The sequence below is a fragment of the Glutamicibacter sp. MNS18 genome (genome assembly GCF_026107515.2).
Taxonomy (GTDB): domain Bacteria; phylum Actinomycetota; class Actinomycetes; order Actinomycetales; family Micrococcaceae; genus Glutamicibacter.
Genome location: NZ_JAPCHW010000006.1, coordinates 62581 through 86954 on the forward strand (window position 1 = coordinate 62581; position 24374 = coordinate 86954).

Below are 24374 nucleotides of genomic sequence, written 5' to 3' on the forward strand. Positions count from 1 at the left end.
CCAAGGATCTTGCCTGGGCAACTTCCAGCGATCAACGTCGGTCGACACCCCGCCTACACAGCAATGGGGGTGAAGGCTTTACACCGCACGGAGGGTAAGTCGGAAACAAGGCGCGCACTGCAGTGATCAGCAGAAGGGTTCCGCTGAATTGATTTCGATCCCCCGGTTGGCACACTCGCCTCTGGACTCTCCGAAGGGCACTCGCCTACGGGGAAACCAGATTCGACGTGAAGCGGCCTGGGCCAGCGGCCCATCATGCCAGCCCGGCTAGTCGCCCTTCCATTCCATGACCTCGGCGTGGGCGATGGCACCCGAGTCGGCGCCATCCAGGACCAGCCAGGCAAAGTAGTCATCGTTGCAGAACACCTTGCCGAACAAGTTCTCCTCGGTGATTCTGCCCAATTCCAGGGTGTCCAGTTTAAGGAAGTACTGCATGCCATTGCTGCGACCGGCGGGATCCGTGTAGGTCCACGTCGCATAGTCGCCGCAGACTTCCGGGCCGGCCGCGAAAAAGGTGAACCCTTCGGTTTCGGCCTCAGGTGCTGAAACCACTGAAACCTGCCTGGTTTCCACATCGATCACCAGCAGTTGCTCGTTGACGGTGGTGATCAACGTCTGGCCGCCACCGCTCAACCCGCCCAGCTCGGTTCGCGGATCTGCAGGGTCGGCCATTTCAAGCAGCGGGGTGCGCGTATTTCCGTCAAATATCGAGATTCCCTTACCTCTGATGGGGCTTTGCACCGGATCGACTTCCTCGCCGGGGTCCAGATCCACCATCGTGTCAGTCACCGCGATGCCGGAATCCAGCACCACCGGATTATTGGCATCGCGCACAACGATCTCCGCCCCGCGTCCCTCGGTTCCATGCTGCGCGAAAACCGAGACACTCAGCTTGCCTTCGCCGTCATCGAGCAGACCCTGCCAATAGGCGATGCCGTCGTCAATCACCGGCGCGGGATTCTGGTTGAAGGGCGGCCGGTGGAGAAAATCGGAATAGTCCTCGGCTTTGGCCATCAGCTCCGTTTCCTTGCCGGCGCCACCCGCAAAGATCCGCCATTTATCGGTTGCATCGCCGTAATGGGCAGTTTCCACCCACACAACCATGTCATCTGCAGCAGCCGCGCTCATGACCATGCGGTTGCCGTCACCCGCAACGAGCGTCTCCGTACTGGCAAAAGGCTCGAATTCCCCGGCGCGGACCATGCCGATCGCGCCATGGGAACTCAAATCCGTGTCATCACGGGTTGGCTCCAAGGCAACAGAGAACTCACCGACCAGATCGCCATGCTCGGTCAGGGCGAGGGGGCCGAAGCGCTCCCGGGAGCCGGCCCAACCATCGACGCTGGCGTAGGACCCGAAAAAGTCGCCAATGATCTTCTCTTCGGCCGAGTCAAGGTCCAGGACACTGGCCTGGATTTCACTTCCGTCTTCCCACGTCAGTCCCTGGATTGTTGCGGTTTGCCATTGGCCAATGGGCCCGGAGGGACCTTCGGTGGGTTCTGCTGTACAGGCCACGGTCAGCACGAGCAAAACCATCGATAGCCCAGCCCAGACTGCTCGATTACCCCGTTTGTTCATCCTGTACCAACCCCTCGTGATCCATCGGTCGGAGCCGCACCGCAACTCCAAGCCTGCGGCGCAGTATTTCGAGCCTAATGGAATTCACGCCAGGGCCCCATACCCCAGAGGGATGACATGCGGGTATTTAGACTACCTGCGGTGCAGATCAAGATTCCACGCAAACCTGCACCCTATATCTGGGGTCGCTTGCATGACTCCGGCAAGTAGACTCGCACCATGAGCGAAAAGAGCACGGCATTCCTCCCGGGATCCGTCCACGAGCTGGCTGCCAGCCCCAAGCAGCAGTGGGAACTGGGTCAGGTGCGGCAAATCGCCGCCGGACGACTCACTCCCGAAGGAGCCTTGACCGCCACGGGGACGACGGAAACCCACTGGCAGCTGTCGATCCGTTCCGTGGAGAAACCGGGCCGATTCGACACCGGCGGCTTGCGCCATATCCTCACCCTGATCGCCGGCGACTTCCTGCAGTTGGTGATCGATGGAGCCGCGCAGGGAGTTGAGCCGTTACGCCCGGCGGCCTTGGACAGCTCTTCCCCCATCGAGACCAGCCAGCCCACCGAAGAACTCCTGCTCCTGCACCTGGCCCACGATCCTCAGCAGGTTCGCAGCACGGTACGGATTGTCGAATTGTCCAGGAAACGCGAACAGTATCTCTTTGACGGGCAACTCGGGGTACTCCTGCAGGGCCAGGCCACCGTTGTGAGCCATAACCAAGAGGCCGAGGCCAATCCGCGCGATACCGTCGTGGGTGGCGACGCGGCCGAGGTCCGGCTCAGTGGCCGGGGCGTCCTGGCGGTCATCTCGGTCGACCACCCCGGCAGCTGAGACAAGCAGCTGTCTGCGGCATGGGGGCGCAAAAAGCCAATCGGCCGGCCGGGCCGCCGTTCGGCGAGGTGGTTTCTCGTTGAGATCAGTACCATGCCGGCCGGTCTGCCGGATATTCTCCCGCATGCTCGGGTCCGCTGCTGGCTCGCTGGCTCCAGCCACGGCCTGCAGCGCCATGGGCATGGAATCAACCGAAATCGTCGCGACCAGTTCTCCGGCTGGTCGCGTCTTGGCAGTCGCCAGCATCGTTGCGAGATTCTGAGTATTCGTCGTGCTGCTCAACCTGGCATTTCGCGAGGACCAGCAGTTCGAACAGACGCGCCAGCCTGACCGACCCGTCCGGTCGTGCAGCCGTCCCAGCGCGCCACATGTCAGGGGATCTGCGTGAAAGCTGCCCGGGAGGCAAGGAATTTCGCTCCTTTTTCCAGGTCCTCGCAGGTAACGCCGTCTTCCAACGAGGAACATCTGATAGCGCCAACCGTGATCCGCTCGCCATACCCAAGTACCTTCCCCGCTTCTCCGACGTACACGCCTTCGCTGGTGCAGCCAGCTCCCACCGTTCCATCGTCGACCAGGGAAATCATCGGACCGCTGAGAACCATGGGGTCATCGCATTCGGGGAGGTTGCCGACAATCGACAGCGCTTGGCAACCGGCAAGCAGCTGGGTTCCATCGTGCAGGATTCCGCAGTAGAGGTTGCCGCTGGGTGAAGTGAAGTAGTGGTTTCCGGAGTCACTCAGAAAAGGTGTGGGATCCACTGAGACCCACGGGGATCGCGTGGGTTGCACTTCGTTATTCGGAAACCCGGAATCACCCTTGTCGTCCCGGCTCTCCGTGGTCCCTCCGGCATTTGCTGCCTCTGTCACGGTAACCGTGGCTGTCTCCGGGGGCGGTACCCGGGTATTGCTTGAACATCCCGTTCCGGCAAGGGCAACTATCGCCGCCACACATGCAATGGCCATTCTTGATCCCCTGGACATGTACCAGCCTCCTATTCCATCCGGGACACTACCCCACCCATACCCGCCGTGCCCCATCGAAGCTGTCTTCCGGTGCATCCAATGCCCATGCCCACCAGTTTCGCCGAATCTCAAGATCGTCACTTCTTCGCAAACCTACCGCCCATGGATTCCGGCTGATCCGCGCCGTGCGGAGCGACACCATCTCCGGGCCCTTTTGCCAGCAAGGATGCGGGAAGCAACCCCTTTCAAGACCAGAAACGAAGCCCGTCACCCACTTCAGTTTCACTACATTAACTCGTTCTCGCCGGAAATATACAGGCCACAGCCGGCCTCGGGCCCCAGTCAGATTTCAGCACAGTGAGACCCGGAGGTTCCGGCAACTCCGGTATCGTTCATAAATCCAGCCGTTCTTCACTACGGAAAGTGGCTGAATCCACACATTTTCATGACTTTGATCATATCCAGCCGAAGAACAGCAAATCTTCCATTTTTGAGAAGAACCGTTGATCTTTCCATGAAAAACCCCTACCCGGACTCTTGCCCATGCGGAAAAGTAGTTGTCACGAGGAGGTCCCCCGGACGAACACACCGGTCGGACACGAACTGACAAAGGAGCAGGACATGACCGAGCAGAACAGCATCGAGAACCGCATTGCCGCCATCGAAAACGATTGGGCCACCAACCCACGGTGGAACGGCACCACCCGCGATTACACCGCTGCCGATGTCGTCAAGCTCCAGGGCCGGGTGCAGGAAGAAAACACCCTGGCCAAGCGCGGCGCCGAGAAGCTGTGGAAGCAGCTGACCGACGAGGCACCGACCGGTGGCTACACCAACGCCCTGGGCGCCCTGACCGGCAACCAGGCCGTGCAGCAGGTCAAGGCGGGCTTGCGGGCCATCTACCTCTCGGGCTGGCAGGTTGCCGCGGATGCCAACCTCTCGGGCCACACCTACCCGGACCAGTCGCTCTACCCAGCCAACTCGGTCCCACAGGTTGTCCGCCGCATCAACAATGCGCTACTGCGCGCCGACCAGATCGAGTTCGCCGAAGGCATCCAGAGCGTTGAGGACTACCTGGTCCCGATCGTCGCGGATGCCGAGGCCGGCTTCGGTGGCCCACTGAACGCCTACGAGCTGATGAAGTCGATGATCACCGCCGGCGCTTCGGGTGTGCACTGGGAAGACCAGCTGGCTTCGGAGAAGAAGTGCGGCCACCTGGGCGGCAAGGTGCTGATCCCTACCCAGCAGCACATCCGCACCTTGAATGCCGCCCGTCTGGCCGCGGACGTTGCCAACACCCCGAGTGTTGTCATCGCCCGCACCGACGCCGAGGCAGCCACCCTGATCACCTCGGATGTCGATGAACGCGATCAGCAGTTCATCACCGGCGAGCGCACCGCGGAAGGCTTCTACAAGGTGCAGAACGGTATCGAGCCATGTATCGCCCGGGCCAAGGCCTACGCCCCGTACTCGGATCTGATCTGGATGGAAACCGGCACCCCGGATCTGGAACTGGCCCGCAAGTTCGCCGAAGCGGTCAAGAAGGACTTCCCGGACCAGATGCTCTCATACAACTGCTCGCCATCGTTCAACTGGAAGAAGCACCTGGATGATGACACCATCGCCAAGTTCCAGCGTGAACTGGGCGCCATGGGATACACCTTCCAGTTCATCACCCTGGCCGGCTTCCACGCCCTGAACTACTCGATGTTCGACCTGGCCCACGGCTATGCCCGCAACGGCATGAGCTCCTACGTGGACCTGCAGGAACGCGAATTCGCTGCCGAGGAACGCGGTTACACCGCAACCAAGCACCAGCGCGAGGTCGGCACCGGATACTTCGATGACATCTCGACCACGCTGAACCCGAACGCTTCGACCCTGGCCCTGGTGGGATCCACCGAGGAAGGCCAATTCCACTAAACCGGCTCCACGCGAGTCTTGGTGGGGCCTTGGCCACCTGCCTACCGGCAAACTCAACAATCCCAGTCGTCGCCGGTTGACGGGGCCGGGCCCCACCAACTTTCTAGTCCTTAAGGATATGCAGCCATGAACTCCCCCATCACCCTGAACAGCATCACCATCACCGCTTCGCCCGTGCGTTACCAGGAGCAGATCCTGACCGCAGACGCACTGGATTTCATCGCCAAGCTGCACCGCGCATTCGAGCCACGCCGTGCCGAACTGATGCAGCGCCGCCAGGTCAACCGGGCCCGCATCGCCAACGGCCGCGACCCGAAGTTCCTGGAGGAAACCCGCCATATCCGCGAAGACGACAGCTGGCAGGTCGCCCCGATCGCCCCGGGTCTGGAGGACCGCCGGGTGGAGATCACCGGTCCGATCGATCGCAAGATGACCGTTAACGCGCTGAACTCCGGCGCCAAGGTGTGGTTGGCCGACATGGAGGATGCCTGCTCGCCGACCTGGGCGAACGTGGTCAAGAACCAGGTGAACCTGCGCCGGGTGCTGGACGGGACCATCGACTTCACCTCCCCGGAGGGCAAGGAGTACAAGCTGGCAACCACCGAGCTGACCCAGCTGCCCACCATCGTGGTCCGTCCCCGCGGCTTGCACCTGCCGGAGAAGAACATGCTGGTCGACGGCCAGCCGATCGCCGGGGCCTTCGTGGACTTCGGATTGCATTTCTTCCATAACGCCCAACGGCTGATCGCCGGCGGCCGCGGCCCGTACTTCTACCTGCCGAAGCTGGAGAACCATGCCGAGGCCCGGTTGTGGAATGACGTGTTCGTGATGTCCCAGGACCTGCTGGGCATCAAGCAGGGCACCATCCGCGCCACCGTGCTGATCGAGACCATCACCGCGGCCTTCGAGATGGAGGAGATCCTCTACGAGCTGCGTGAGCACTCGGCCGGGCTGAACGCCGGGCGCTGGGACTACATCTTCTCGATCATCAAGAACTTCCGTTCCCGCGGGCCGCGCTTCGTGTTCCCGGACCGCGATTCGGTGACCATGACCAGCCCGTTCATGAGGGCCTACACCGAGCAGCTGGTGCGCGCCTGCCACCGCCGCGGGGCGATGGCGATCGGCGGGATGAGCGCCTTTGTCCCGAACCGCAAGGACCCGCGTATCAACGAGCGGGCCTTCGACAAGGTCCGGGAGGACAAGGCCCGCGAAGCCAACGACGGCTTCGACGGTTCCTGGGTGGCCCATCCGGACCTGGTGCCGGTGGCCATGAAGGAATACGACCGGGTACTGGGCCGGCAGCCGAACCAGAACGACCGCCAGCGTGAGGATGTGGTCCCCTCGGCCTCCGAGTTGCTGAACATCGCCGGGCTGGAAGGCAAGATCACCGAGCAGGGCATCCGCGACAACATCGAGATCGGCATCCGCTACATCGAGTCGTGGCTGCGCGGCAACGGGGCGGTGGCCATCCGCAACCTGATGGAGGATGCCGCGACCGCGGAGATCTCCCGTTCCCAGCTGTGGCAGTGGATCCACCAGTCGGCCATCACCGACGAGGGTGAGATCGTTTCCCGCCGCTGGGTGGGGGAACTGGCGGAGGAAACCATGGAGGGGCTGGAACGCTTCGAAGGGGACCGGTTCGAGGAGGCCTTGGAGATCTTCGAGGCCTGCTCCCTGCGAGATGATTTCCCGACCTTCCTGACCTCCAACGCCTACCTGCGTCACCTGGACAAGCCGGCCCGGCAGTACCAGATGGCCAGCTAGGCCAGGCAACAGGCAACACCTTTCGGCACGGCCCCGGTTCCCCGGTGGCGGTCCGCAAGTTCCCGAATCGTTAGTCCAACGAGCCGGGGGCGCACCGGATCGGCACCACCAGGAACCGGGGCCGTGCCGTGGTGCGCGGTTCCCGGCGCCGCCAACCACGCCATATGCTGGGGATCATGGCAGCACGGAACAAGGATGAGGACCTCTGGGGCGCGGATGTGCTCGGTGCGGACTTCCAATGCCGCGTGATCGATCTTCCCGATGGGGCGCGGGCCACCCTGGTCCGCCATCGACCGCCGGGTTTCCGCTGGCGGCCGCCCGGAGCCCTGCGCGGGCATGCGGTGCTCTATGTGCACGGCTGGTCGGACTACTTCTTCCAGCACGAACTGGCCGAGTTCCTCACGGCGGCCGGAGCCGACTTCTACGCCCTGGACCTGCGCAACTACGGGCGGAACCTGGGCCCTGGATCGGTACCCGGATTCATCACCTCGCTGGAGGACTACTTCGACGAATTCGATGCGGCGCGCCGGATCATCCGCCAGGCCCATCCACGCCACCGATTGGTGCTGCTGGGGCACTCCACCGGAGGTTTGAGTGCCTGCCTGTATGCCGCCGCCCGGCCGCAGGCAGTGGATGCACTGGTACTCAACAGCCCCTGGCTGGAGTTCCAGGCCGCGGAGTTCGGGCGCGCCGCCATCTCGGCGCTGTTCGCCACCGGGTCCCGGATCAATCCGTTGCGCGAGCTGCCCCGCATCGACCCGGGATTCTACACCCGCACCGTGTCCAGCGCCTATGACGGGGAATGGGATTACGACCTGTCCTGGCGTCCGGCCCAGGGTTTCCGGGTCACCACCGGTTTCGTCAACGCCGTCTTCCGTGCCCAGGCGAAGGTCGCCAAGGGGCTGGGCCTGGATATCCCGGTGCTGGTGCTGCTCTCCTCGCGGGACTACCTGCTACCGCGTTGGAACCCCGATGCCAGGCGCGCTGACGTGGCGCTGAATGTTGAGGTGGTGGCCCGGCGCAGCACCGATGTGACCAGCAACCTGGGACTGCTCCGCTTGGATGGGGCGCTGCACGACGTCTTCCTCTCCCCACCTGCCGTCCGCCAACGGGCCTATGTGGCCATGGGGTCCTGGATCGATTCACACCGTCACCGGCCCAGCGAGTCCCGGTTGCGCAAACTGGCCGGGAAGCTCACCGCGCGGGCCGCGGCCCGACACGCCCCGGCCGATCCGGCCCCGCTGGAGGACTAGAAACCGGTTTTCAGGGCCCTTAGCCGACGCTCGTGCAGGAATCCCATGGTGGCCCAGAGCAGCATCGCGGCCACCGCGAACCACAGCACCAACAGCCCGTAATGCAGGTAGCTGAATGCCCCGGCCAGCGAGCCCAGCGTGATCATCAGCCAGAGCACCGCATAGGGCGCCCACATCATCCGCTGTCCCCCGCTCAGTGCCGCGGCCAGCTGCTGGCCTAGCTTGACCAGGGTTCCGGTCATATATGTCAGCCCCAGCGACACCTCCCCGCTCCGGGTATAGCTCACGTTTACCGCGCCCATCGCGGTGGCCAGCGCCCCGGCGGTGAACACACCCCCGCCCGGACCGAGTAGCGCCCCCAGCAGCAGGAACGCGGCGCTGATGTACATCACCACCGGCCGCCGGTAGTGGCGCACCCGCGCGCTGACCAGGGTCGAGATCACCACCCCGAGCACAAAGCAGGAGACGAAGCCCATCGCCAGCAGCCAACCGCCGGGATCCCCTTCGGCCAGTGCCGCCGAGGAACGGGTGGAGTTGCCGGACATGAACGAAAGGAAGTACCCGCCGAAATGGATGAATCCCACCCCGTCCACGAACCCGGCCACCGCGGTGATCCCGCCGGCAAAAAGTATCCCGGGCCACGATAGGTTCCTAGCCACCGACCGCCCCTTTCATGAGCAACCTCATATAGATCTGCACCACAACCTGCCCGCTTTGGCAAGGTTCTACACGTATGATTTTTTCGACTCCCGCATGGATCGCGCCGGTGAGGGCCCATGGGCCGGATCCACCGAACGCAGCCAAGAGGCTTCCCCTCCAATCTATCCAACCAGGAACCGAGACACGCACCGTGAGTGAAATCAAGCAGGCCCTTTTCCGGGGCCTGAACGCCAGACACATCCGCTTCATGGCCCTGGGCTCGGCCATCGGCACCGGCCTGTTCTACGGTTCCTCGGCCGCCATCCAGGCCGCCGGCCCCGCCGTGCTCTTCGCCTACATGATCGGCGGTGCCGCGGTATTCGTGGTGATGCGCGCCATGGGCGAGATGGCGGTCAAGCACCCGGTCTCCGGGTCCTTCGCCCACTACGCCTCACGTTACCTGGGGCGTTTCGCCGGGTTCGTCACCGGCTGGACCTTTACCTTCGAGATGGCGATCGTGGCCATTGCCGATGTCACCGCCTTCGGCATCTACATGGGCTTCTGGTTCCCCGAGGTGCCCCGTTGGATCTGGGTCGCGGCGGTGGTGCTGCTGATTGCCGCCATCAACCTGATGAAGGTCAAGGTCTTCGGCGAGACCGAGTTCTGGTTGGCCGTCATCAAGGTCAGCGCCATCGTGGCGATGATCATCGGCGGCGCGGCGCTGATCGTCTTCGGTTTCAGTGCCGAGGGCCAGTCCACCGCCCCGGGCCTGGAGACCCTTTTCGGGGCCGGCACCCTGTTCGCCAACGGGTTCACCGGACTGCTGTTGTCCTTCGCGGTGGTGATGTTCGCCTTCGGCGGCATCGAGACCATCGGCATCACCGCCGGGGAAGCCGATGACCCGGCCAAGGCGGTCCCGGCCGCCATCAACACCGTGCCGCTACGGATCCTGCTGTTCTACGTCGGCTCGCTGGCCGTGATCATGATGCTTTTCGACTGGCGGCAGATCGACGGCTCATCCTCCCCGTTTGTGCAGATCTTCGACTCGCTGGGGATCCCGGCCGCCGCGCATGTGCTGAACTTCGTGGTGATCAGCGCCGCGATCTCGGCGATCAACGCCGACACCTTCGGAGCCGGGCGGATGCTCTACGCGCTGGCCGGCAAGGGACTTGCCCCACGTTCCTTCACCAAGGTCTCGGCCAATGGGGTGCCGTGGATGACCGTGCTGGTCATGGCCGGGGTACTGGTGGCCGGAGTGCTGCTCAACGCGTTGCTGCCCGAATCGTTGTTCCTGGTGATCGCCTCGCTGGCCACCTTCGCCACCGTCTGGGTGTGGGTCATGATCCTGGCCTCCTACCTGTCGATGCGCCGCGAAATGGGCCGCACCGGCACCCAGCGCAACGCCTTCGAGGTGCCCGGCGGCACCGTCTCGGCCTGGGTCGCACTGCTCTTCATGGCCTTCGTGGTGATCCTGCTGGCACTGAGTGCCGAAACCCGCATCGCGCTTTACGTCGGCGCCGGCTGGCTGCTGTTGCTGGGTCTGGGCTACAAGCTGTTGGTCAAGCCCGAAACCCGGCAGGAGACCGCCGAACCGCTGGGGGCCGGCACCGGACGGGAATGATTCGGCGCAGCGGATGGTTGGCGTGGACATGAGTGAAAACCGCCTGCGTGTAGATATCTGGTCCGACATCGCCTGCCCCTGGTGCTACATCGGCAAACGCCGTTTCGAGGCCGCCCTGGAGCTGGTCGACTTCTCCACGCAGGTGGATGTGCACTGGCATGCCTACCAGCTCGATCCGAGCCTTCCCGAACACTACGAAGGCACCGAACACGAATACCTGTCCACGGTGAAGTCCATGGACCCGGAACAGGTCACCGCGATGCTTGCCCATGTCACCGGACAGGCCGCCGCGGAAGGGCTGGCCTATGACTTCGATGCCGTGCAGCCGGCGAATTCCTTCAGCGCACTGCGTCTGCTGGAATACGCCAAGCGGCACGGAGCCGGGGATGAAATTAAGGAAGCGCTGCTTGAGGCGCACTTCGTGCGCGGGGCCAATACCGGGGATCACGACACGTTGGCCGCACTGGCCGCCCAGGTGGGACTGGACCGGCAGGCCGCGGCCGCGGTTTTGGCCGATGGAAGCTACGCCGATGAGGTCAATGCGGACATCAACCAGGCCCGGCAACTGGGGATCAGCGGGGTGCCGTTCTTCGTCCTGCAGGGCAAGTACGGGATCTCCGGGGCCCAACCCGCGCAGGCGTTCGCCGAGGCGTTGCGCACCGTGCACGCCGAGCTCTAGGCGCCCGGCCCGCTACCCGTCCTGCTCGTCCCCGGATTCCTGGGGCGGATTGGCGCAAACCAGCTGCCCGGGCGCGGTATCCAGCCGGCGTTGCTTGGTCAGCTCGCTGAATTCCGCACCCACCTCGAAATCCACCAGGTCATCACGCTTGGTTTCGTCGAAAACGTACAGCGTACCGGGCAGGTGGCGTTGCAGGCTCAGCGCCTGGGCGTAACCGCCGGGCCCCGATACCACCACCCCCACCTGTTCGGAATAGTCGCCGGACGCGCTGGTGACCGAGCTGATCCTGAAGCCGCGTTCCTCCAGGATCTGCGCGGTACGCCCACCCAGCCCCGAGACACCGGTGGTGTTCAGGATGCGCACGCGCACCTCGGCCGGCTGCAGGTAGTCGAAATCGCGTTGCGGGCATTGGGCGTTGGTGATCGGTTCGACACCGGTCGCGGTGGCCGGCGGCTGCTGGCCGGGCAGTTGCAGGCGGCCGGTGAACACCAGCAGTGCCAGCGCCAGCACCACGACCAGCAGCAGCGCGAGCACCGCGAAGACCGTGTTCTGCCGCAGGCGCCGGCGGCGCACCGCCCGCTCATCGGAGTGGAAGTCCAGCTCCCGTTCGCCGACGATCCGCTGCCCGTGCCAACTGCGGGCATCGTCCCGGTCACCGCGTGAACCCATCGTGCACCCTCCCTGCTGTTCACGCCGGCCAAGGAATCCGGCGTGGGAGCCATCGTGCCCTGTAGCTTACCGGCTACTCGTCCAGGTTCAAGACCCGGGCATGCATGATCGAACGGTGGTGCAGTGCCGAGCGCACGGCCCGATGCAATCCGTCCTCCAGGTACAACTTGCCCTGCCAGCGCACCACGTGCGGGAACAGGTCGCCGAAAAACGTGGAATCCTCGGCCAGCAGCGCCTCCAGGTCCAGGGTGCGCTTGGTGGTGACCAGTTCGTCAAGCCGCACCTGCTGCGGTGGGATGGCGCCCCAATCGCGGGTGGTGCTCAGTCCGTGGGGAGGATAGGGACGGGACCCGCCGACAGCTTTGAAAATCACCCCTCCAGCATAGGAAACCCCGCCGGCACCGAGGTACTTCGCAACGGATACTATGTCGCGGGGGAAAATGCGGTAATATCACGCCGGACCATGACGCCGACATCGCCCGGCGGCGCCCGGCCAGCGACCGCGGAACGCATTATTGAACCAATTCATCGCGAAATCAAGGTTTTTGTCGCATTAGTTCACGCGAGGGAACCGCACGTAACTTCCACTGGTAACAATCGCCCGAAGCGGTGCAACATTGAGTGCATGAACAACGCAGTCACCGAGATTCCAGTCCTCGACATCTCCACCGCCCGCAATGCCGACGGCTCTTTCAACCAGCAATTCGTCGAAGCCCTGCGCGACGCGGCGCACCGCGTAGGTTTCTTCCAGATTGTCGGCTACGCCAAAACCGAAAACCAGGACCAGCAGCTGCTGGACACCCTGGCCGAGTTCTTCTCCAAACCGGTGGAAGACAAGCTCAAGCTCGACAACCGCAATAGCGCCCAGTTCCGCGGCTACACCCGCATGGGCACCGAGATCACCCGCGGCCGCGCCGATGCCCGCGAGCAGATCGACTACGGCCCGGAGCGTCCCGCCCTGGACGCCGTCCCGGCCGATGCCCCGTACCTGAACCTGCAGGGACCTAACCAGTGGCCGGCGGACTATCCGCAGCTGAAGGATCGCGCCATGGCCTGGGCCGAGCTGATGCACGAGACCGGTCATACCCTGCTCTCGGCCATCGCCGTGGGATTGGGGCTGCCCGAGGACCACTTCGATGAGCCCTTCGCCGATACCCCGGCCTGGATGGGCAAGCTGGTGCACTACGTCTCCGGGGACGTGGTGCCCGATGCCGGCAACCAGGGCGTCGGGCTGCACGCGGACTACGGATTCGTGACCCTGCTGCTGCAGGACCAGGTCGGCGGGCTGCAGGTCCAGCCCTACGGCCAGGAGGAATGGATCGAGGTGCCGCCCACCCCCGGCGCGCTGGTGGTGAACCTCGGCGAAATGCTCGAGGTGGCCACCGACGGTTACCTGATGGCCACCATTCACCGTGTCATCGCCCCACCGGCCGGCGTGGACCGCTATTCGGTACCGTTCTTCTACTCGCCGCGCCTGGATTCGGTGATCGACAAGGTGCAGCTACCAGCCGAGCTTGCCGCCGAGGCCCGCGGTGTGTCGGATGACCCGCATAACCCGATGCTGGCCTCCTACGGGGCCAATGTGCTCAAGGGCTGGCTGCGGGCTCACCCGCAAACCGCGCAGATCCATTACCCGCAGCTGGTCAAGCGCCAGCTCTCGGCCTAGGCATTAACATGGCGATGCCGGTCAGGCTGCCCACAAGGAGCCCGACCGGCATCGCCATTTCCAGTGCGAGTGTTGCGACCAGTGGCTGATCCCCCAAAAAAACTAGCCAGCCGCCTAAGAGCACTGTCAGCTTGCGCCGTGTCCCTATTCTCAGGCCATTGGCTTAATTTCAGATTCGATTACCCTCAGGTTCAGCTCAAACCTTCGGAACGGGCAGATCAAACCACCAACCGGTGATCCGTCACCATGCGATATCCGACGCCACGAACCGTCTCGATCCATTTCGGGTCCCGGGCCGAGTCCCCCAGCTTGCGGCGCAGGTTCGCGATATGCACTTCGATGCTGCGTTCGTCCGCGGCCGAGATGTAACCGTCCTCATGCTCGTCATAGCCATTGGTATGCCGCGCCATTTCCTGCTTGCTGCGCACCCGTCCGGGGGTCAGCATCAATACACGCAACAACGAGAATTCGGTGGCCGTGACCGGGATGACTTGCCCTCCGATGGAGACCTCCCAGGTGCTGGTATTCAACAACAGCTCACGATGCCGCAATAATTCCGAGGGTGCCGCGTGCGTCGGCTCCGACGGATACAACATCCGGTCCCGCAGCCGCAGGATCGCGTTGACCCGTGCGCGGAATTCACGCAGGCTCACCGGGCTGACCATGAACTGGTCCGCCCCCGCCTCCAATGTCAGCACCACGTCGAACTCGTCGGCATGATCCATGATGTGGATGATGTGTGCGCTGGTGCGCGAACGCACCCGACGAATCACCTCATGCGCGTCAAGTTCGGGCAGCGTACTGCCCACCACTACCAAATCAATATCCGCCCCAAGCGGTATTTGCGCGTCCAACTGGCTTGCCTTGGCCTGCGCCACCGCGAATCCCGCGTGACGAAGCACCTTGTCCAGTTCTGTTCCGAGTACGCTGTCGCCGAAAACGAGCACAGCGCTGCGCTCCTCATTCATCATCTTCTATGCCCCAAACATTCGATGAACGATAGTCATTTTCCCAAGTACAGCCGATAATACCCCACAGCCACGGCTACGTCGCCGGTATTTGTCCATTCAAACAAGTTTGCCCGGGCAAATGGCGACGCTCTACATTCCACCCCTTTATTCCGTATATTTTCCCCCTCCTGACAAGGCATATTTCCTCAACCCCAACCTTCCCCTCCTTATACCCCAGCACCAACCCCATTTGCGTCACATTGGGGCTCCAGGCCTCACCGCTACCCGGCGTCGGGCCACCTGGCGACACCGGGTATCGAAACGTTTGGGTGTCAATGAGAAAATTTGGCTGACGATAATCCTGTTCCATTTTCGAACTACCCGTTCGGCGTGCGCATAGTCTCGTATAGCGAACCCGGTATCCCCTGGACATCAAGAAACGCATCTACACGTCCGCGCTGCCACGCACCCGGGCCGGAACCATCGTGCGGTGCCTTGCGGCGATCTCCATTGGCAGTTACGACGCCCTGGTCACCGGCTTCGGCACCAAGAACATCTCTGCTGCCCCCGCCCCTGCCGGGCGTGCCCGCTGCGGAACCCACTTCCTGGGTCCGATCGTCGACCAAGTCAACGACCGCAACGGCATGATCGGCGGCATCGGACGCTTTGGTGGCGTAACTCCATCCATCCTCACCGGCGCACTGATCGACAACGACTGGCTGCCGGCGAATAGCTACTCCCTGTTCCTCCGGCCGCTGCGGCTGGCCGCGGGGCCCTGGCCTTCGTTCCCCGACCCATCGATTCGACGACCGGGTCCGGACTGGTCAGCTCGAAATATCTGCCCGGTGCAGGCACCACACCGGATTTCCCGGCAACTCCACGGGCAGGAAACAAACTACTCTGCCCTGGAGAGGACGCAGAACTCGTTGCCTTCCGGGTCAACCATCACCACCCAGCTGCACTGCGCCTGCCCGATATCGGCACGACGGGCACCCAGGCGCATCAGCCGCTGCACTTCGGCTGCCTGGCTGGTTCCCACGGGGCGCAGATCCATGTGCAGCCTGTTCTTGACCACTTTGCCTTCCGGAACCCACGCAAACGTCAACACCGCTGGGATCGGCGCACCGCCCTGCCCCGTAGCCTGCCGAGTGCGCGGACCGATGGTCACCAATCCGGGCTCGTCGCTGAGGATGTCATAGTCGAGTACTTGCGACCAAAAACCCGCCAACGCCTGCGGATCCCGGCAATCGATCCCCAATTCGGTTAATAGGCTGGCCATATAGCACCTTCCCACTCAGCGTCAGCACCGTCCCATGTACCCAGGCCGGGATACTCCGCACCCTACCGTCCAGCGGTGGCCGCGGCCACCGGTTGTTGCAGCTCGGTGACCCACTTTTCCTGGTCTTCCCCACCGGAACGGACATAGACCTCGCGACAGGCTCCCCGCGGAACCCCGCCGCGTCCCAGTATTTCCTGGTGGACCGCCTGCCAGCTTTCATGGATATTTTCCATGGGGCCCAGGTGCACACCGCATACCGCGGCCGGTACCGCGGGCAAGTGGACGATCTCGAACCCCTCGTCGTCGGCGCCGTCATATTCGAATCCCGCCACCACCTGTATCCCTTCCTCAACGGAACGGTATTCGGCAATGGGCATGCCCAAACCGTGCCCAGTCAGGACCGTCTCAACGCTGTCGAACATTCCTTGGATAACTGTGGCGATATCCGGTTGCTCGCTGACGGTCGCTATCGCGGCTGCAATCCGTGTGGCCGGAAGCGGTTTCTCGATGATCTCAATCCGTGACATGTGTGATTCCTTCGTGATCAGTGCCAGCCGCCGTTGCACGTCGGCCAGACGGGCAGTTGCCAATTTATGTTCGGCGGCGACCTCGGCCTGGCGGATCCGTAAGAGCGAGGCAATACGTCCGGCATCCACTCCCTGGTCCAGGATCAGGGAGATGTCAGCCAGGCCGAAGCCGAGTTGCCGCAAAGCGACGATCCGGTGCAGACGTTCAAGCTGCTCCGGATCGTAGGAACGGTAGCCGCTGAAGGCATCCACGTGGGCAGGAACCAGAAGACCAGCGGCATCCCAATGCCGCAACATGCGGTGCGACACCTGGCCGATCTGTGCAAACGCTCCAATGGATAACATGTCTTAAGTTCTCCGCCCTGACACTGTGTCAGGGTCAAGTCTCGCGCAGGAAACCCCTCACCGGCTACTGGTCGAGGGCCATGTACCCGTGAGCATCGACCCGGAATTCGCCAGGGGCGCCGGGTATCGTGCACGGCCCGTGGACGCGAATACCGGCGGATGCAGGGCACGAATCCGCCGATGGTGCGGCGGGGGCTATGTCCGAAGTGAGCACGGAGCAAGGCCAGTGGCAACCCGCAATAGAGTGGTGCAACGAAAACAACCCCGGAAAATCAATGATTTTCCGGGGTTGCCTACTGCGGAGGATGGGGGATTTGAACCCCCGAGGGCGTTAACCCAACACGCGTTCCAGGCGTGCGCCATAGGCCGCTAGGCGAATCCTCCAATAGCGCTCTGTAGAGCAGGCTCTAGCATATCGAAATTTTTCACGAAGTACGAATCGAACCAAATCACGGCACCGAGACCAGCCGCCGGAACATAAAAACTGCGTGTTTCCGGGAGTTTGCGAGGCTTTCCCCACCCGGTAACCCCGCACTGCCAAACTGTCGGTACCCCACGGGAGAATAGGAATATGGGAAAAAGAGACGCATTTCATAACGACGATGATTCTCGTCGCATGGCGATCCTCCCATCCGGTCATCGTGAATTCTGCGGATCGGACGGAGAGTGGTCCGCACACGTCGAACGTGAAGTCATCTTGAGTTCGATGGCCAACACGCTCTCAGAACTCAACGCTGCGGGAGTAGCCACAACCGCTGAAGAATCCGTCCAGCAACTGAAACTGACAGCCAAGCTGCGTGCCCAGATCGACGCAGTGGAAGCCACCTTGTTGGCTGACGGGCTTGAGATGGCCCAGCGCGGCATGACCGAGGCAGCCGAACAAGGCACATTGTTCGATGACGAGCTACAGGAGCAGTCCGCGCGTTTCTTCCAGGTGGATCCGAGTAACCCGGAATTGGTCCGCTCCTCATTCGTCACCGAAGCGTCGATGGCCACCAGGCAGCCACCACGGGTACTCAGGAAAAAGCTGACCACCGCCGAAGGCCTGCGCAACCTCTGTCCATCGACCCTGGCTGAACTCTGCCAGGGGAACATCACTGCCAAGAGCGCCAAGGAAATCGTTGCCAGCGCCCAGGACATGGAGCCAGAAGACGTCAAGCAGCTTGAACAAGTCCTCCTGCCTGTGGCTCGCACCAGCAGCGATGACACGGTCAGCCGCCACGCCACCAAACTGCGTGCGAGGATGCTTCCGCAGACACCTGAAGAACGCCACGCCAAGGATTTCAAAGCCCGTTCGGTGCGCTGGTGGTGCGCGGACAACGGGATGGCCGTCATCCAGCTCTTCATTCCGGCTACTGACGCCATTGCCATCATCAACACGCTTAATTGGCATCTGGAGGACCAGCGGGATCCGCTGGACGAGCGGACCGACGAACAGTTGCGTGCCGACATCCTGCGTGATGTCCTGCTTGAGGGCTGGCCGGCGACACAAGGGGCGGCAGCTAGGCCGCGAGTCTCGCTGACGATTCCAGCAGTGGAAATGCTCGTGGACCGCAGCCGTTCACTGGCAGACCTGGAAGGGTACGGACCCATCCCGATGGGGTTGGCATTGAAAATGGCCAAGGATGCCCCCTCCCTCCTCAGGATCCTCACCGATCCGTGGACCGGCGCAGCGATCGACATCGGGCGGCGCAGATACCGACCTCCGCAAGCCCTAAAGGACTTCCTCAGGATCCGGGACGAGCATTGCCGCTTCCCGGGATGTCGCAGACCACCGGATACCAGCGAAATCGATCATATCGATGACTGGGGCAAGGGCGGAGGAACCAGCAAGGACAACACCCGGCTGCTCTGCCGCCAGCACCAGATGTACAAGCACGCCCTGGGCTGGCAATCCACGTACATGCCGGATGGGTCGGTGCTCTGGAGGTCACCGCACGGGCTGATCCAAACCGAGCTGGCGGGAAGCATCCGTTCCCTGGAGTCCTTCGACCCGGATCCGATCCGCCACCCCATGCTCCCGGCCATCAAAGTTACCGATCAGCTGCGACGGGTCCTCGGCTGGCATGACGAGCTTCCCGAGCAGGAGGCCTGCTGACGGTGCCTACCCGCACCGGCGCAAGGAACAACCAGTGAGAGCAAGGGCACGGTACGGCGATTTTCCTCCCATGGTCCTTCTCCGGTAGTATTTTCTACGACCCCTCGTGTGGTGTCATCCTGTTGAACTCCCCCAGGACCGGAAGGTAGCAAGGGTAGATGGGCTCTGGCAGGTACATGAGGGGTCTTTACTTTTCCAAGCACGGTGAATGGAGTTTCAGTGGGCGCTGGCCGTTACGCCCCAAGCCCTTCGGGTCCTCTTCACCTCGGCAACCTGCGTACCGCCATTCTCGCTTGGCTCTTTGCGCGTTCAACCTCCCGGAGCTTCCTGCTGCGCATCGAGGATTTGGACAGGGTCCGTGCCGGAGCCGAAGAACTGCAACTCAGCGAACTGGCCGCCTTGGGCCTGGAGTTCGACGGACCGGTGATCCGGCAACATGAACGATTGGACACCTACCTGCAGATCATTGATCAGCTCAGGGCCCGTGATCTGGTCTATGAGTGCTTCTGCTCCCGCAAGGACATCGCCCAGGCCGGCTCCGCACCCCACTCAGTGCCCGGCGCCTACCCCGGCACCTGCCGCAGCCTCACCACACAACAACGCGACCGCAAAGCCGAACAACGCCCCGCGGCGCTCCGCCTTCGTTCAGAAATCCATAGTTTCTCCGTCACCGATCTACTCCACGGAACCTACACCGGGATGGTTGATGACTTCGTGCTGCTGCGCAATGACGGGGCTCCGGCCTACAATCTCGCGGTCGTGGTCGATGACGGGCAATCCGGAATCGACCAGGTGGTCCGGGGTGATGACCTGCTTTCTTCCGCCCCACGGCAGGCCTACTTGGCCTCGCTTCTGGGGCTGACCGTACCAACCTACGCGCACGTCCCGCTGGCGTTGAATGCCGATGGCCACCGGCTGGCCAAACGCGATGGAGCGGTGACACTCGAAGACCTGTCCGAAGATGGCATTAATGCCCTACAGGTACGCTCGATCTTGCTAGAGTCGTTGGGCTTGCCCACGGATTCCCTCGGGGCCGCCTTGGCGGCATTTGACCCTACACGGTTACCCGGAGAACCATGGATTGTGCGGCCAGAAAAAATTGTTCACCAGCTGATGCCTGATGCATCGCATAACGGATAGGGTACCGGTGTGAGTACAGCGCTTTACCGCAGATATCGTCCTGACACTTTCGCGGACGTTATTGGTCAAGAGCACGTGACCACTCCCTTGATGACGGCCTTGTCCAAGGATCGGGTCAATCATGCCTATCTGTTCTCCGGTCCCCGCGGTTGCGGCAAGACCACCAGCGCGCGCATCCTGGCCCGCTGCCTGAATTGCGCCCAGGGCCCTACCCCCACCCCGTGCGGCACCTGCGACAGCTGTGTCGAACTGGCCAGTGGCGGTCCCGGCTCCCTGGACGTCATCGAAATCGACGCGGCCAGCCATGGCGGTGTCGAGGACGCCCGTGACCTGCGTGAACGCGCCACCTTCGCCCCGGCCCGCGACCGGTTCAAGGTATTCATCATCGATGAGGCCCACATGGTCACCTCGGCAGGCTTCAACGCGCTGCTGAAGATTGTCGAAGAACCGCCACCACACATCAAGTTCATCTTTGCCACCACCGAACCTGACAAGGTCATCGGCACGATCCGATCGCGCACCCACCATTACCCCTTCCGTTTGGTGCCTCCCGAGGCACTGCTTGAATACCTCAAGACCCTCTGCGAACGCGAAAACGTCCAGGTGGCCGACGGGGTCCTACCACTGGTCATCCGCGCCGGTGGCGGCTCGGTGCGTGACACCTTGTCTGTCTTGGACCAGCTGATGGCAGGGGCCACCTCTGGAGGCGTGGACTACGAAACCGCGATCTCGCTTCTGGGCTATACCCACGCAACCTTGCTCGACGAGGTGGCGCTGGCCCTGCATGAAGGCGACGGTGCCTCGCTGTTCAGTGCCATCGACAGGATCGTGCAAACCGGGCTGGATCCACGCCGCTTCGTCGAGGACCTGCTCGAGCGGTTCCGCGATTTGATCATTGCCAAGGCCGTGCCCGAAGGTCTGGAGAAGATCCTGCGCGGGATGCCCTCGGACCAGTTGCAAAGCCTGGCCGACCAAGCCGCGCTCTTTGGCTCGGCCGAGCTCAGCCGCTGGGCCGATGTCACCAACCAGGCCCTGACCGAGATGACCGGGGCCACATCCCCGCGTCTGCACCTGGAGCTTCTTGCAGCACGACTGCTGCTACCCGCGGCGGACAACGGCGCCAGTTCCCTGGCCGCCCGGATTGACCGTCTGGAGCGCCATGCAATGACCGGCGGTGCGTTGCCGGAACTGCCCGACGATCAGGAGACCGCACCGACAGCAGGCGGCTACCGCCCTTCCCCCGAGGCCAACCGCCAAGGCGCGGCCGCCGTACGCGAAGCGCTGGCAGCTGCCCGTGCCCGCAAACAGGGTGAGGCCGTAGACAGCGAACCTGCGCCACAGTCCGCCTCGGAGCCGCAAGACGGACAGGAACCAGCCGCCCAGCCAACGCCGCAGACCGCACAGGCGCATGCCGAACCGCCTCGTGGGGCCCAACCCGAACCCGAAACAGACCCCTTGGAGCCATCCGGTACCTTGAACACCGGACCGGATGCCGACTGGGGCGCCACGTGGGGGCCGATCGACGATGTACCGAGTAACCCGGTGACCACACCGGTCAACCCGGCGCCAAGTGTTCCTGCCGAACGCCCCGACGGAGTGCCGCCGTTCAGTCTGGTTCCCGACCCCAACAGCGGTGAGGATCTGTCCTTCGGCACCGGCGTGCCGATCGATGATGTCAAGCAGAACGCCGCGATGGCCGAATTCACCAAGCGTGCCGCAGCACAGCGATCACAACAGCACCCGCCTGCACCCCAGCAGCAACCTGCCGGCTCGTCGCAAGGCCAGGGTCCTTCCCAGCCTGCTGCCGACATCCAGCAGACAGCCCAACGCGAAGCTGCCGAACGCGAACGTGCCGAACAGCAGCGCCAGGCCGAAGAGAACGCCCGCCGCGAACAAGCCCAACGCGAAGAGGCCGCGCGCCGGGAAGCGGCACAGCGCGAAGAGGCACAGCGTGCCGAACAGGAACGCAAGGCCGAAGAGAACGCCCGCCGCGAACAAGCCCAACGCGAAGAGGCCGCGCGCCGGGAAGCGGCACAGCGCGAAGAGGCACAGCGTGCCGAACAGGAACGCCAGGCAGCGGAAGCCGCACGTCGGGAGGCTATACAGCGCCAACAGGCGATGGAGCAAAGCCAGCAGCAACGCCAGGCACCTGCCCAGCAACAGGCTCAGCAGCAAGTACCGCAGCGACCTGGTAGCGGGCCCTCTACTGCGGCCGCACCGGCGGGCGGAGCGGTCCAGGCCTTCCAACAGGCGTGGCCAACCATTCTGGAACAACTGCAGGCCAGTTCCCGGGTACTGCACTCAATGGTTGCGAACTACGCCAGTATCGGCGGATTCGACGGACGCACCTTGACCCTGGCCTTCTCCAACTCCGGCCCATTGGTAAACCTGCGCAACCGGCCGGACATGATGGGTCTGCTCACCAGCACGATCTCACAGGTCATGCGGCAACAGGTCGAAGTCGTACTCACCGAAGGAGGCTCGGGTCCCACCGGTGGTGGTTACCCAAAAGGTGAGCGCCGGCCCCAGCCGGCGTCCGCACCAGTAGCTGAACGTCACCAGAACGCAGCGGCGGACGCCCCGGCGCCAAGTTCGGCCTTCCCGGCTCCGGGCGCTTCCAAGGCTCCCCTGCCGCAGGCGCACCCGGAGACTGTGCCGACGGCATCCATTGGTTCGTCCGACGAACCACCGTACCCGGACGAACCGCCATTCGACCCCTATGTCGATGCCTACCCTCCGGAAGACCACGAGACGGCGGCTTCCCGGCTCCGTCCCGCGACAACGCCTATACCCGAACCGGGTCCGGCCTCTCACGCGGAACCGGCTGCCCCGCTAGGTCCTTCCATCGCCACGTCGACGCCCCGCACGCCGCGGAGTTTCGACGGGCCTCCGATTGCTCCCCCGCCTCGGATGACCGCCGGGATGGCAGCCCGACAGGAAGAAGAGGGGGGTCTGCCAACCAGCCCGGGTGAGCAGCCCGGGACTTTCAACCGCCCGGTGAGCGAGGTTCCCCTGCGTCCGGGAAGTACCACCGAGTCCTTCCCGGACCGTGTCCAGCCCATCACAGAGACTCCGATTCCACCTGTGACATCGCAGCGCCGGCCGCAGGACGGGCCGCACCCCGCCCCCTCGGCATCGGCTGCCGTCGCACCGGTGGCGCCGCGCCCCGACCAGCGGCAGGTGGACACCGCCGCTCCGGTTACGGCATGGGGTGAACCCCGGGACACGCAACCCACGCCGGTTGCCCCTGCGGAACCCCCGGCATCCGGACCCGATTCCGGCCGGTCGCCAGCCCCAGGCCAGCGATTAAGCCGCTACCAGCAACTGATGAACCAATCCAAGGGCGCTTCTGCAGCTCCGGTGGAAACCACCGGTGGCTCCTGGGGCCAGCCCCAATCCTCGGTACCGCAACGCAGCACCCCGCAGCCTGCCCCGGAACCCGAGGAATTCGTGCCCAGTGATGATGACATTGCCGTGGAGGATTCGGCGTTGATCGGCGTTCCGGCGATAGAACGCCTGCTCGGTGGCATGGTCATCGAGCAGCGCGATGCCAACGGCAACGTCGTGGAGGTCCGGCGCAGCCTCTAGCATCCTGCCGAGGTGTCGGTGTGAGACGCTAATCTAGAAGGTGGCGTTGCGGGCCCTTCCGGTCCCGTTGCCGCCTCCACATCCAAGGAAAGAGAGCAGCAGTGTACGAAGGTGCAGTTCAGGAACTGATCGACGAGCTCGGTCGGCTTCCGGGGATCGGCCCCAAGTCCGCGCAACGTATCGCTTTCCATATTCTGGATGCCGATCCGGAGGATATGACCAAGCTGGCCGCGGCTATCCAGACCGTGAAGGAGAAGGTGCGTTTCTGCGAAATCTGCTTCAACATCACCGAGCAGGACACCTGCGCGATTTGCCGCGATGATCGCCGCGACGGAACCAAGATCTGCATTGTGGAAGAGTCCAAGGACGTGCTGGCCATCGAAAGAACCCGCGCTTTTAGCGGTCGGTACCATGTGCTCGGCGGGTCAATCAATCCGATCCAGGGAATCGGCCCGGAGCAGTTGCATATCCGCGAGTTGCTGGCCCGCTTAGGTGATGAGTCGATCACCGAACTGATCGTCGCCACCGACCCCAATCTGGAGGGGGAAGCCACGGCAACCTACCTGGTGCGTGCACTGCGCCCACTGGGGATCAGCATCACCCGCCTGGCTTCCGGCCTTCCGGTCGGTGGCGATCTGGAGTATGCCGATGAGGTCACCTTGGCTCGAGCTTTTGAGGGACGACGCGATACCGCAGCCCCGGCTTCCACGCCCCAAGGCAACCTCTAGATTCTTCCCCGGCACGATTTCCTCGTTCCCCGTTCCGCCCTACCCCAAGATCGCGTGGTAGGGCGGTTTGTGTATTAACCGGCTAGTGGAATCCACCGGGCGGCGTGTGCCCTGAACCACGTTAGTTGATTGATCTC

Annotated in this window: 19 protein-coding genes, 1 tRNA gene and 1 other RNA gene; 12 read left to right on the plus strand and 9 right to left on the minus strand. The window is 63.3% G+C overall.

Going from position 1 to position 24374, the window contains the following annotated elements; all coding sequences use genetic code 11:
• Nucleotides 1–267: 267 nt before the first annotated feature.
• Nucleotides 268–1536 (minus strand): hypothetical protein, encoded by a 1269-nt coding sequence (locus OK351_RS10095; RefSeq protein WP_265158463.1) that lies wholly within the window; start codon nt 1534–1536, stop codon nt 268–270.
• Nucleotides 1537–1797: 261 nt separating this feature from the next.
• Between OK351_RS10095 and OK351_RS10100 the strand changes: the two genes are divergently transcribed.
• Entirely contained in the window at nt 1798–2406 is a 609-nt protein-coding gene (locus OK351_RS10100) for a HutD family protein (RefSeq protein ID WP_265158464.1), read from the plus strand.
• 371 nt (nt 2407–2777) lie between these two features.
• Here OK351_RS10100 and OK351_RS10105 read toward each other — a convergent pair whose 3' ends face one another.
• Nucleotides 2778–3194 (minus strand): hypothetical protein, encoded by a 417-nt coding sequence (locus OK351_RS10105; protein WP_265158465.1) that lies wholly within the window; start codon nt 3192–3194, stop codon nt 2778–2780.
• A gap of 795 nt (nt 3195–3989) precedes the next feature.
• Here OK351_RS10105 and aceA point away from each other — a divergent pair.
• The 3 genes from aceA (at nt 3990) to OK351_RS10120 (ending at nt 8308) form a co-directional block, all read left to right on the plus strand.
• Complete coding sequence (gene aceA / locus OK351_RS10110; RefSeq protein WP_265158466.1) at nt 3990–5291, plus strand: isocitrate lyase; 1302 nt, start codon at nt 3990–3992, stop codon at nt 5289–5291.
• A gap of 126 nt (nt 5292–5417) precedes the next feature.
• Complete coding sequence (gene aceB / locus OK351_RS10115) at nt 5418–7055, plus strand: malate synthase A (RefSeq protein WP_265158467.1); 1638 nt, start codon at nt 5418–5420, stop codon at nt 7053–7055.
• A 176-nt stretch (nt 7056–7231) separates the two neighbouring features.
• Nucleotides 7232–8308, plus strand: a complete 1077-nt coding sequence (locus tag OK351_RS10120; RefSeq protein WP_265158468.1) for an alpha/beta hydrolase — start codon at nt 7232–7234, stop codon at nt 8306–8308.
• Here OK351_RS10120 and OK351_RS10125 read toward each other — a convergent pair.
• On the minus strand, nt 8305–8967 hold the full coding sequence (locus OK351_RS10125; RefSeq protein ID WP_265158469.1) for a YoaK family protein: 663 nt from the start codon (nt 8965–8967) through the stop codon (nt 8305–8307). The genes OK351_RS10120 and OK351_RS10125 overlap by 4 nt on opposite strands.
• A 191-nt stretch (nt 8968–9158) precedes the next feature.
• On the opposite strand from OK351_RS10125, the gene OK351_RS10130 reads away from it, so the two are divergent.
• Nucleotides 9159–10568, plus strand: a complete 1410-nt coding sequence (locus OK351_RS10130) for an amino acid permease (protein WP_371931414.1) — start codon at nt 9159–9161, stop codon at nt 10566–10568.
• Between the two features lie 28 nt (nt 10569–10596).
• Complete coding sequence (locus OK351_RS10135; protein ID WP_265158470.1) at nt 10597–11247, plus strand: DsbA family oxidoreductase; 651 nt, start codon at nt 10597–10599, stop codon at nt 11245–11247.
• 12 nt (nt 11248–11259) lie between these two features.
• Here OK351_RS10135 and OK351_RS10140 read toward each other — a convergent pair whose 3' ends face one another.
• On the minus strand, nt 11260–11916 hold the full coding sequence (locus tag OK351_RS10140) for a LytR C-terminal domain-containing protein (RefSeq protein ID WP_265158471.1): 657 nt from the start codon (nt 11914–11916) through the stop codon (nt 11260–11262).
• A gap of 73 nt (nt 11917–11989) precedes the next feature.
• Complete coding sequence (locus OK351_RS10145; RefSeq protein ID WP_265158472.1) at nt 11990–12289, minus strand: type II toxin-antitoxin system VapB family antitoxin; 300 nt, start codon at nt 12287–12289, stop codon at nt 11990–11992.
• Nucleotides 12290–12541: 252 nt separating this feature from the next.
• Between OK351_RS10145 and OK351_RS10150 the strand changes: the two genes are divergently transcribed.
• On the plus strand, nt 12542–13582 hold the full coding sequence (locus OK351_RS10150; protein WP_265158474.1) for an isopenicillin N synthase family dioxygenase: 1041 nt from the start codon (nt 12542–12544) through the stop codon (nt 13580–13582).
• A gap of 218 nt (nt 13583–13800) precedes the next feature.
• Here OK351_RS10150 and OK351_RS10155 read toward each other — a convergent pair whose 3' ends face one another.
• The 4 genes from OK351_RS10155 to OK351_RS10170 all read right to left on the minus strand — a co-directional run bounded on the left by OK351_RS10155 (nt 13801) and on the right by OK351_RS10170 (nt 17067).
• The gene (locus tag OK351_RS10155) at nt 13801–14553 is read right to left on the minus strand and encodes a response regulator transcription factor (RefSeq protein WP_265158476.1); all 753 of its coding nucleotides are present in this window, start codon (nt 14551–14553) and stop codon (nt 13801–13803) included.
• Between the two features lie 874 nt (nt 14554–15427).
• A complete protein-coding gene (locus OK351_RS10160; protein ID WP_265158478.1) occupies nt 15428–15811 on the minus strand; it encodes a VOC family protein in 384 nt (127 codons plus the stop codon).
• A gap of 62 nt (nt 15812–15873) precedes the next feature.
• Nucleotides 15874–16683, minus strand: a complete 810-nt coding sequence (locus tag OK351_RS10165) for a MerR family transcriptional regulator (protein WP_265158480.1) — start codon at nt 16681–16683, stop codon at nt 15874–15876.
• 299 nt (nt 16684–16982) lie between these two features.
• A tRNA-Ser gene (locus OK351_RS10170) sits at nt 16983–17067 on the minus strand.
• A gap of 322 nt (nt 17068–17389) precedes the next feature.
• On the opposite strand from OK351_RS10170, the gene OK351_RS10175 reads away from it, so the two are divergent.
• The 5 genes from OK351_RS10175 (at nt 17390) to recR (ending at nt 24237) form a co-directional block, all read left to right on the plus strand.
• Entirely contained in the window at nt 17390–18781 is a 1392-nt protein-coding gene (locus tag OK351_RS10175) for an HNH endonuclease signature motif containing protein (RefSeq protein WP_265158482.1), read from the plus strand.
• 95 nt (nt 18782–18876) lie between these two features.
• Nucleotides 18877–18973: signal recognition particle sRNA small type (ffs, locus tag OK351_RS10180), an RNA gene on the plus strand.
• A 27-nt stretch (nt 18974–19000) separates the two neighbouring features.
• The gene (gene gluQRS / locus OK351_RS10185) at nt 19001–19921 is read left to right on the plus strand and encodes a tRNA glutamyl-Q(34) synthetase GluQRS (protein ID WP_265158484.1); all 921 of its coding nucleotides are present in this window, start codon (nt 19001–19003) and stop codon (nt 19919–19921) included.
• Between the two features lie 9 nt (nt 19922–19930).
• Entirely contained in the window at nt 19931–23509 is a 3579-nt protein-coding gene (locus tag OK351_RS10190; RefSeq protein WP_265158487.1) for a DNA polymerase III subunit gamma and tau, read from the plus strand.
• A gap of 101 nt (nt 23510–23610) precedes the next feature.
• Nucleotides 23611–24237 carry a recombination mediator RecR gene (recR, locus tag OK351_RS10195; RefSeq protein ID WP_265158489.1) on the plus strand — a complete coding sequence of 209 codons (627 nt, stop codon included), beginning with the start codon at nt 23611–23613 and terminating at the stop codon, nt 24235–24237.
• Nucleotides 24238–24374: the final 137 nt, after the last annotated feature.

Bases quoted from the DNA above. Each gene is read 5' to 3' on its own strand.
- OK351_RS10100 (WP_265158464.1), top strand. From the start codon at position 1,798: ATGAGCGAAAAGAGCACGGCATTCCTCCCGGGATCCGTCCACGAGCTG.
- OK351_RS10120 (WP_265158468.1), top strand. From the start codon at position 7,232: ATGGCAGCACGGAACAAGGATGAGGACCTCTGGGGCGCGGATGTGCTC.
- OK351_RS10165 (WP_265158480.1), bottom strand. From the start codon at position 16,683: ATGTTATCCATTGGAGCGTTTGCACAGATCGGCCAGGTGTCGCACCGC.
- OK351_RS10140 (WP_265158471.1), bottom strand. From the start codon at position 11,916: ATGGGTTCACGCGGTGACCGGGACGATGCCCGCAGTTGGCACGGGCAG.
- OK351_RS10150 (WP_265158474.1), top strand. From the start codon at position 12,542: ATGAACAACGCAGTCACCGAGATTCCAGTCCTCGACATCTCCACCGCC.
- OK351_RS10155 (WP_265158476.1), bottom strand. From the start codon at position 14,553: ATGATGAATGAGGAGCGCAGCGCTGTGCTCGTTTTCGGCGACAGCGTA.
- aceA (WP_265158466.1), top strand. From the start codon at position 3,990: ATGACCGAGCAGAACAGCATCGAGAACCGCATTGCCGCCATCGAAAAC.
- aceB (WP_265158467.1), top strand. From the start codon at position 5,418: ATGAACTCCCCCATCACCCTGAACAGCATCACCATCACCGCTTCGCCC.
- OK351_RS10135 (WP_265158470.1), top strand. From the start codon at position 10,597: ATGAGTGAAAACCGCCTGCGTGTAGATATCTGGTCCGACATCGCCTGC.
- OK351_RS10160 (WP_265158478.1), bottom strand. From the start codon at position 15,811: ATGGCCAGCCTATTAACCGAATTGGGGATCGATTGCCGGGATCCGCAG.
- OK351_RS10095 (WP_265158463.1), bottom strand. From the start codon at position 1,536: ATGGTTTTGCTCGTGCTGACCGTGGCCTGTACAGCAGAACCCACCGAA.
- OK351_RS10175 (WP_265158482.1), top strand. From the start codon at position 17,390: ATGGCCAACACGCTCTCAGAACTCAACGCTGCGGGAGTAGCCACAACC.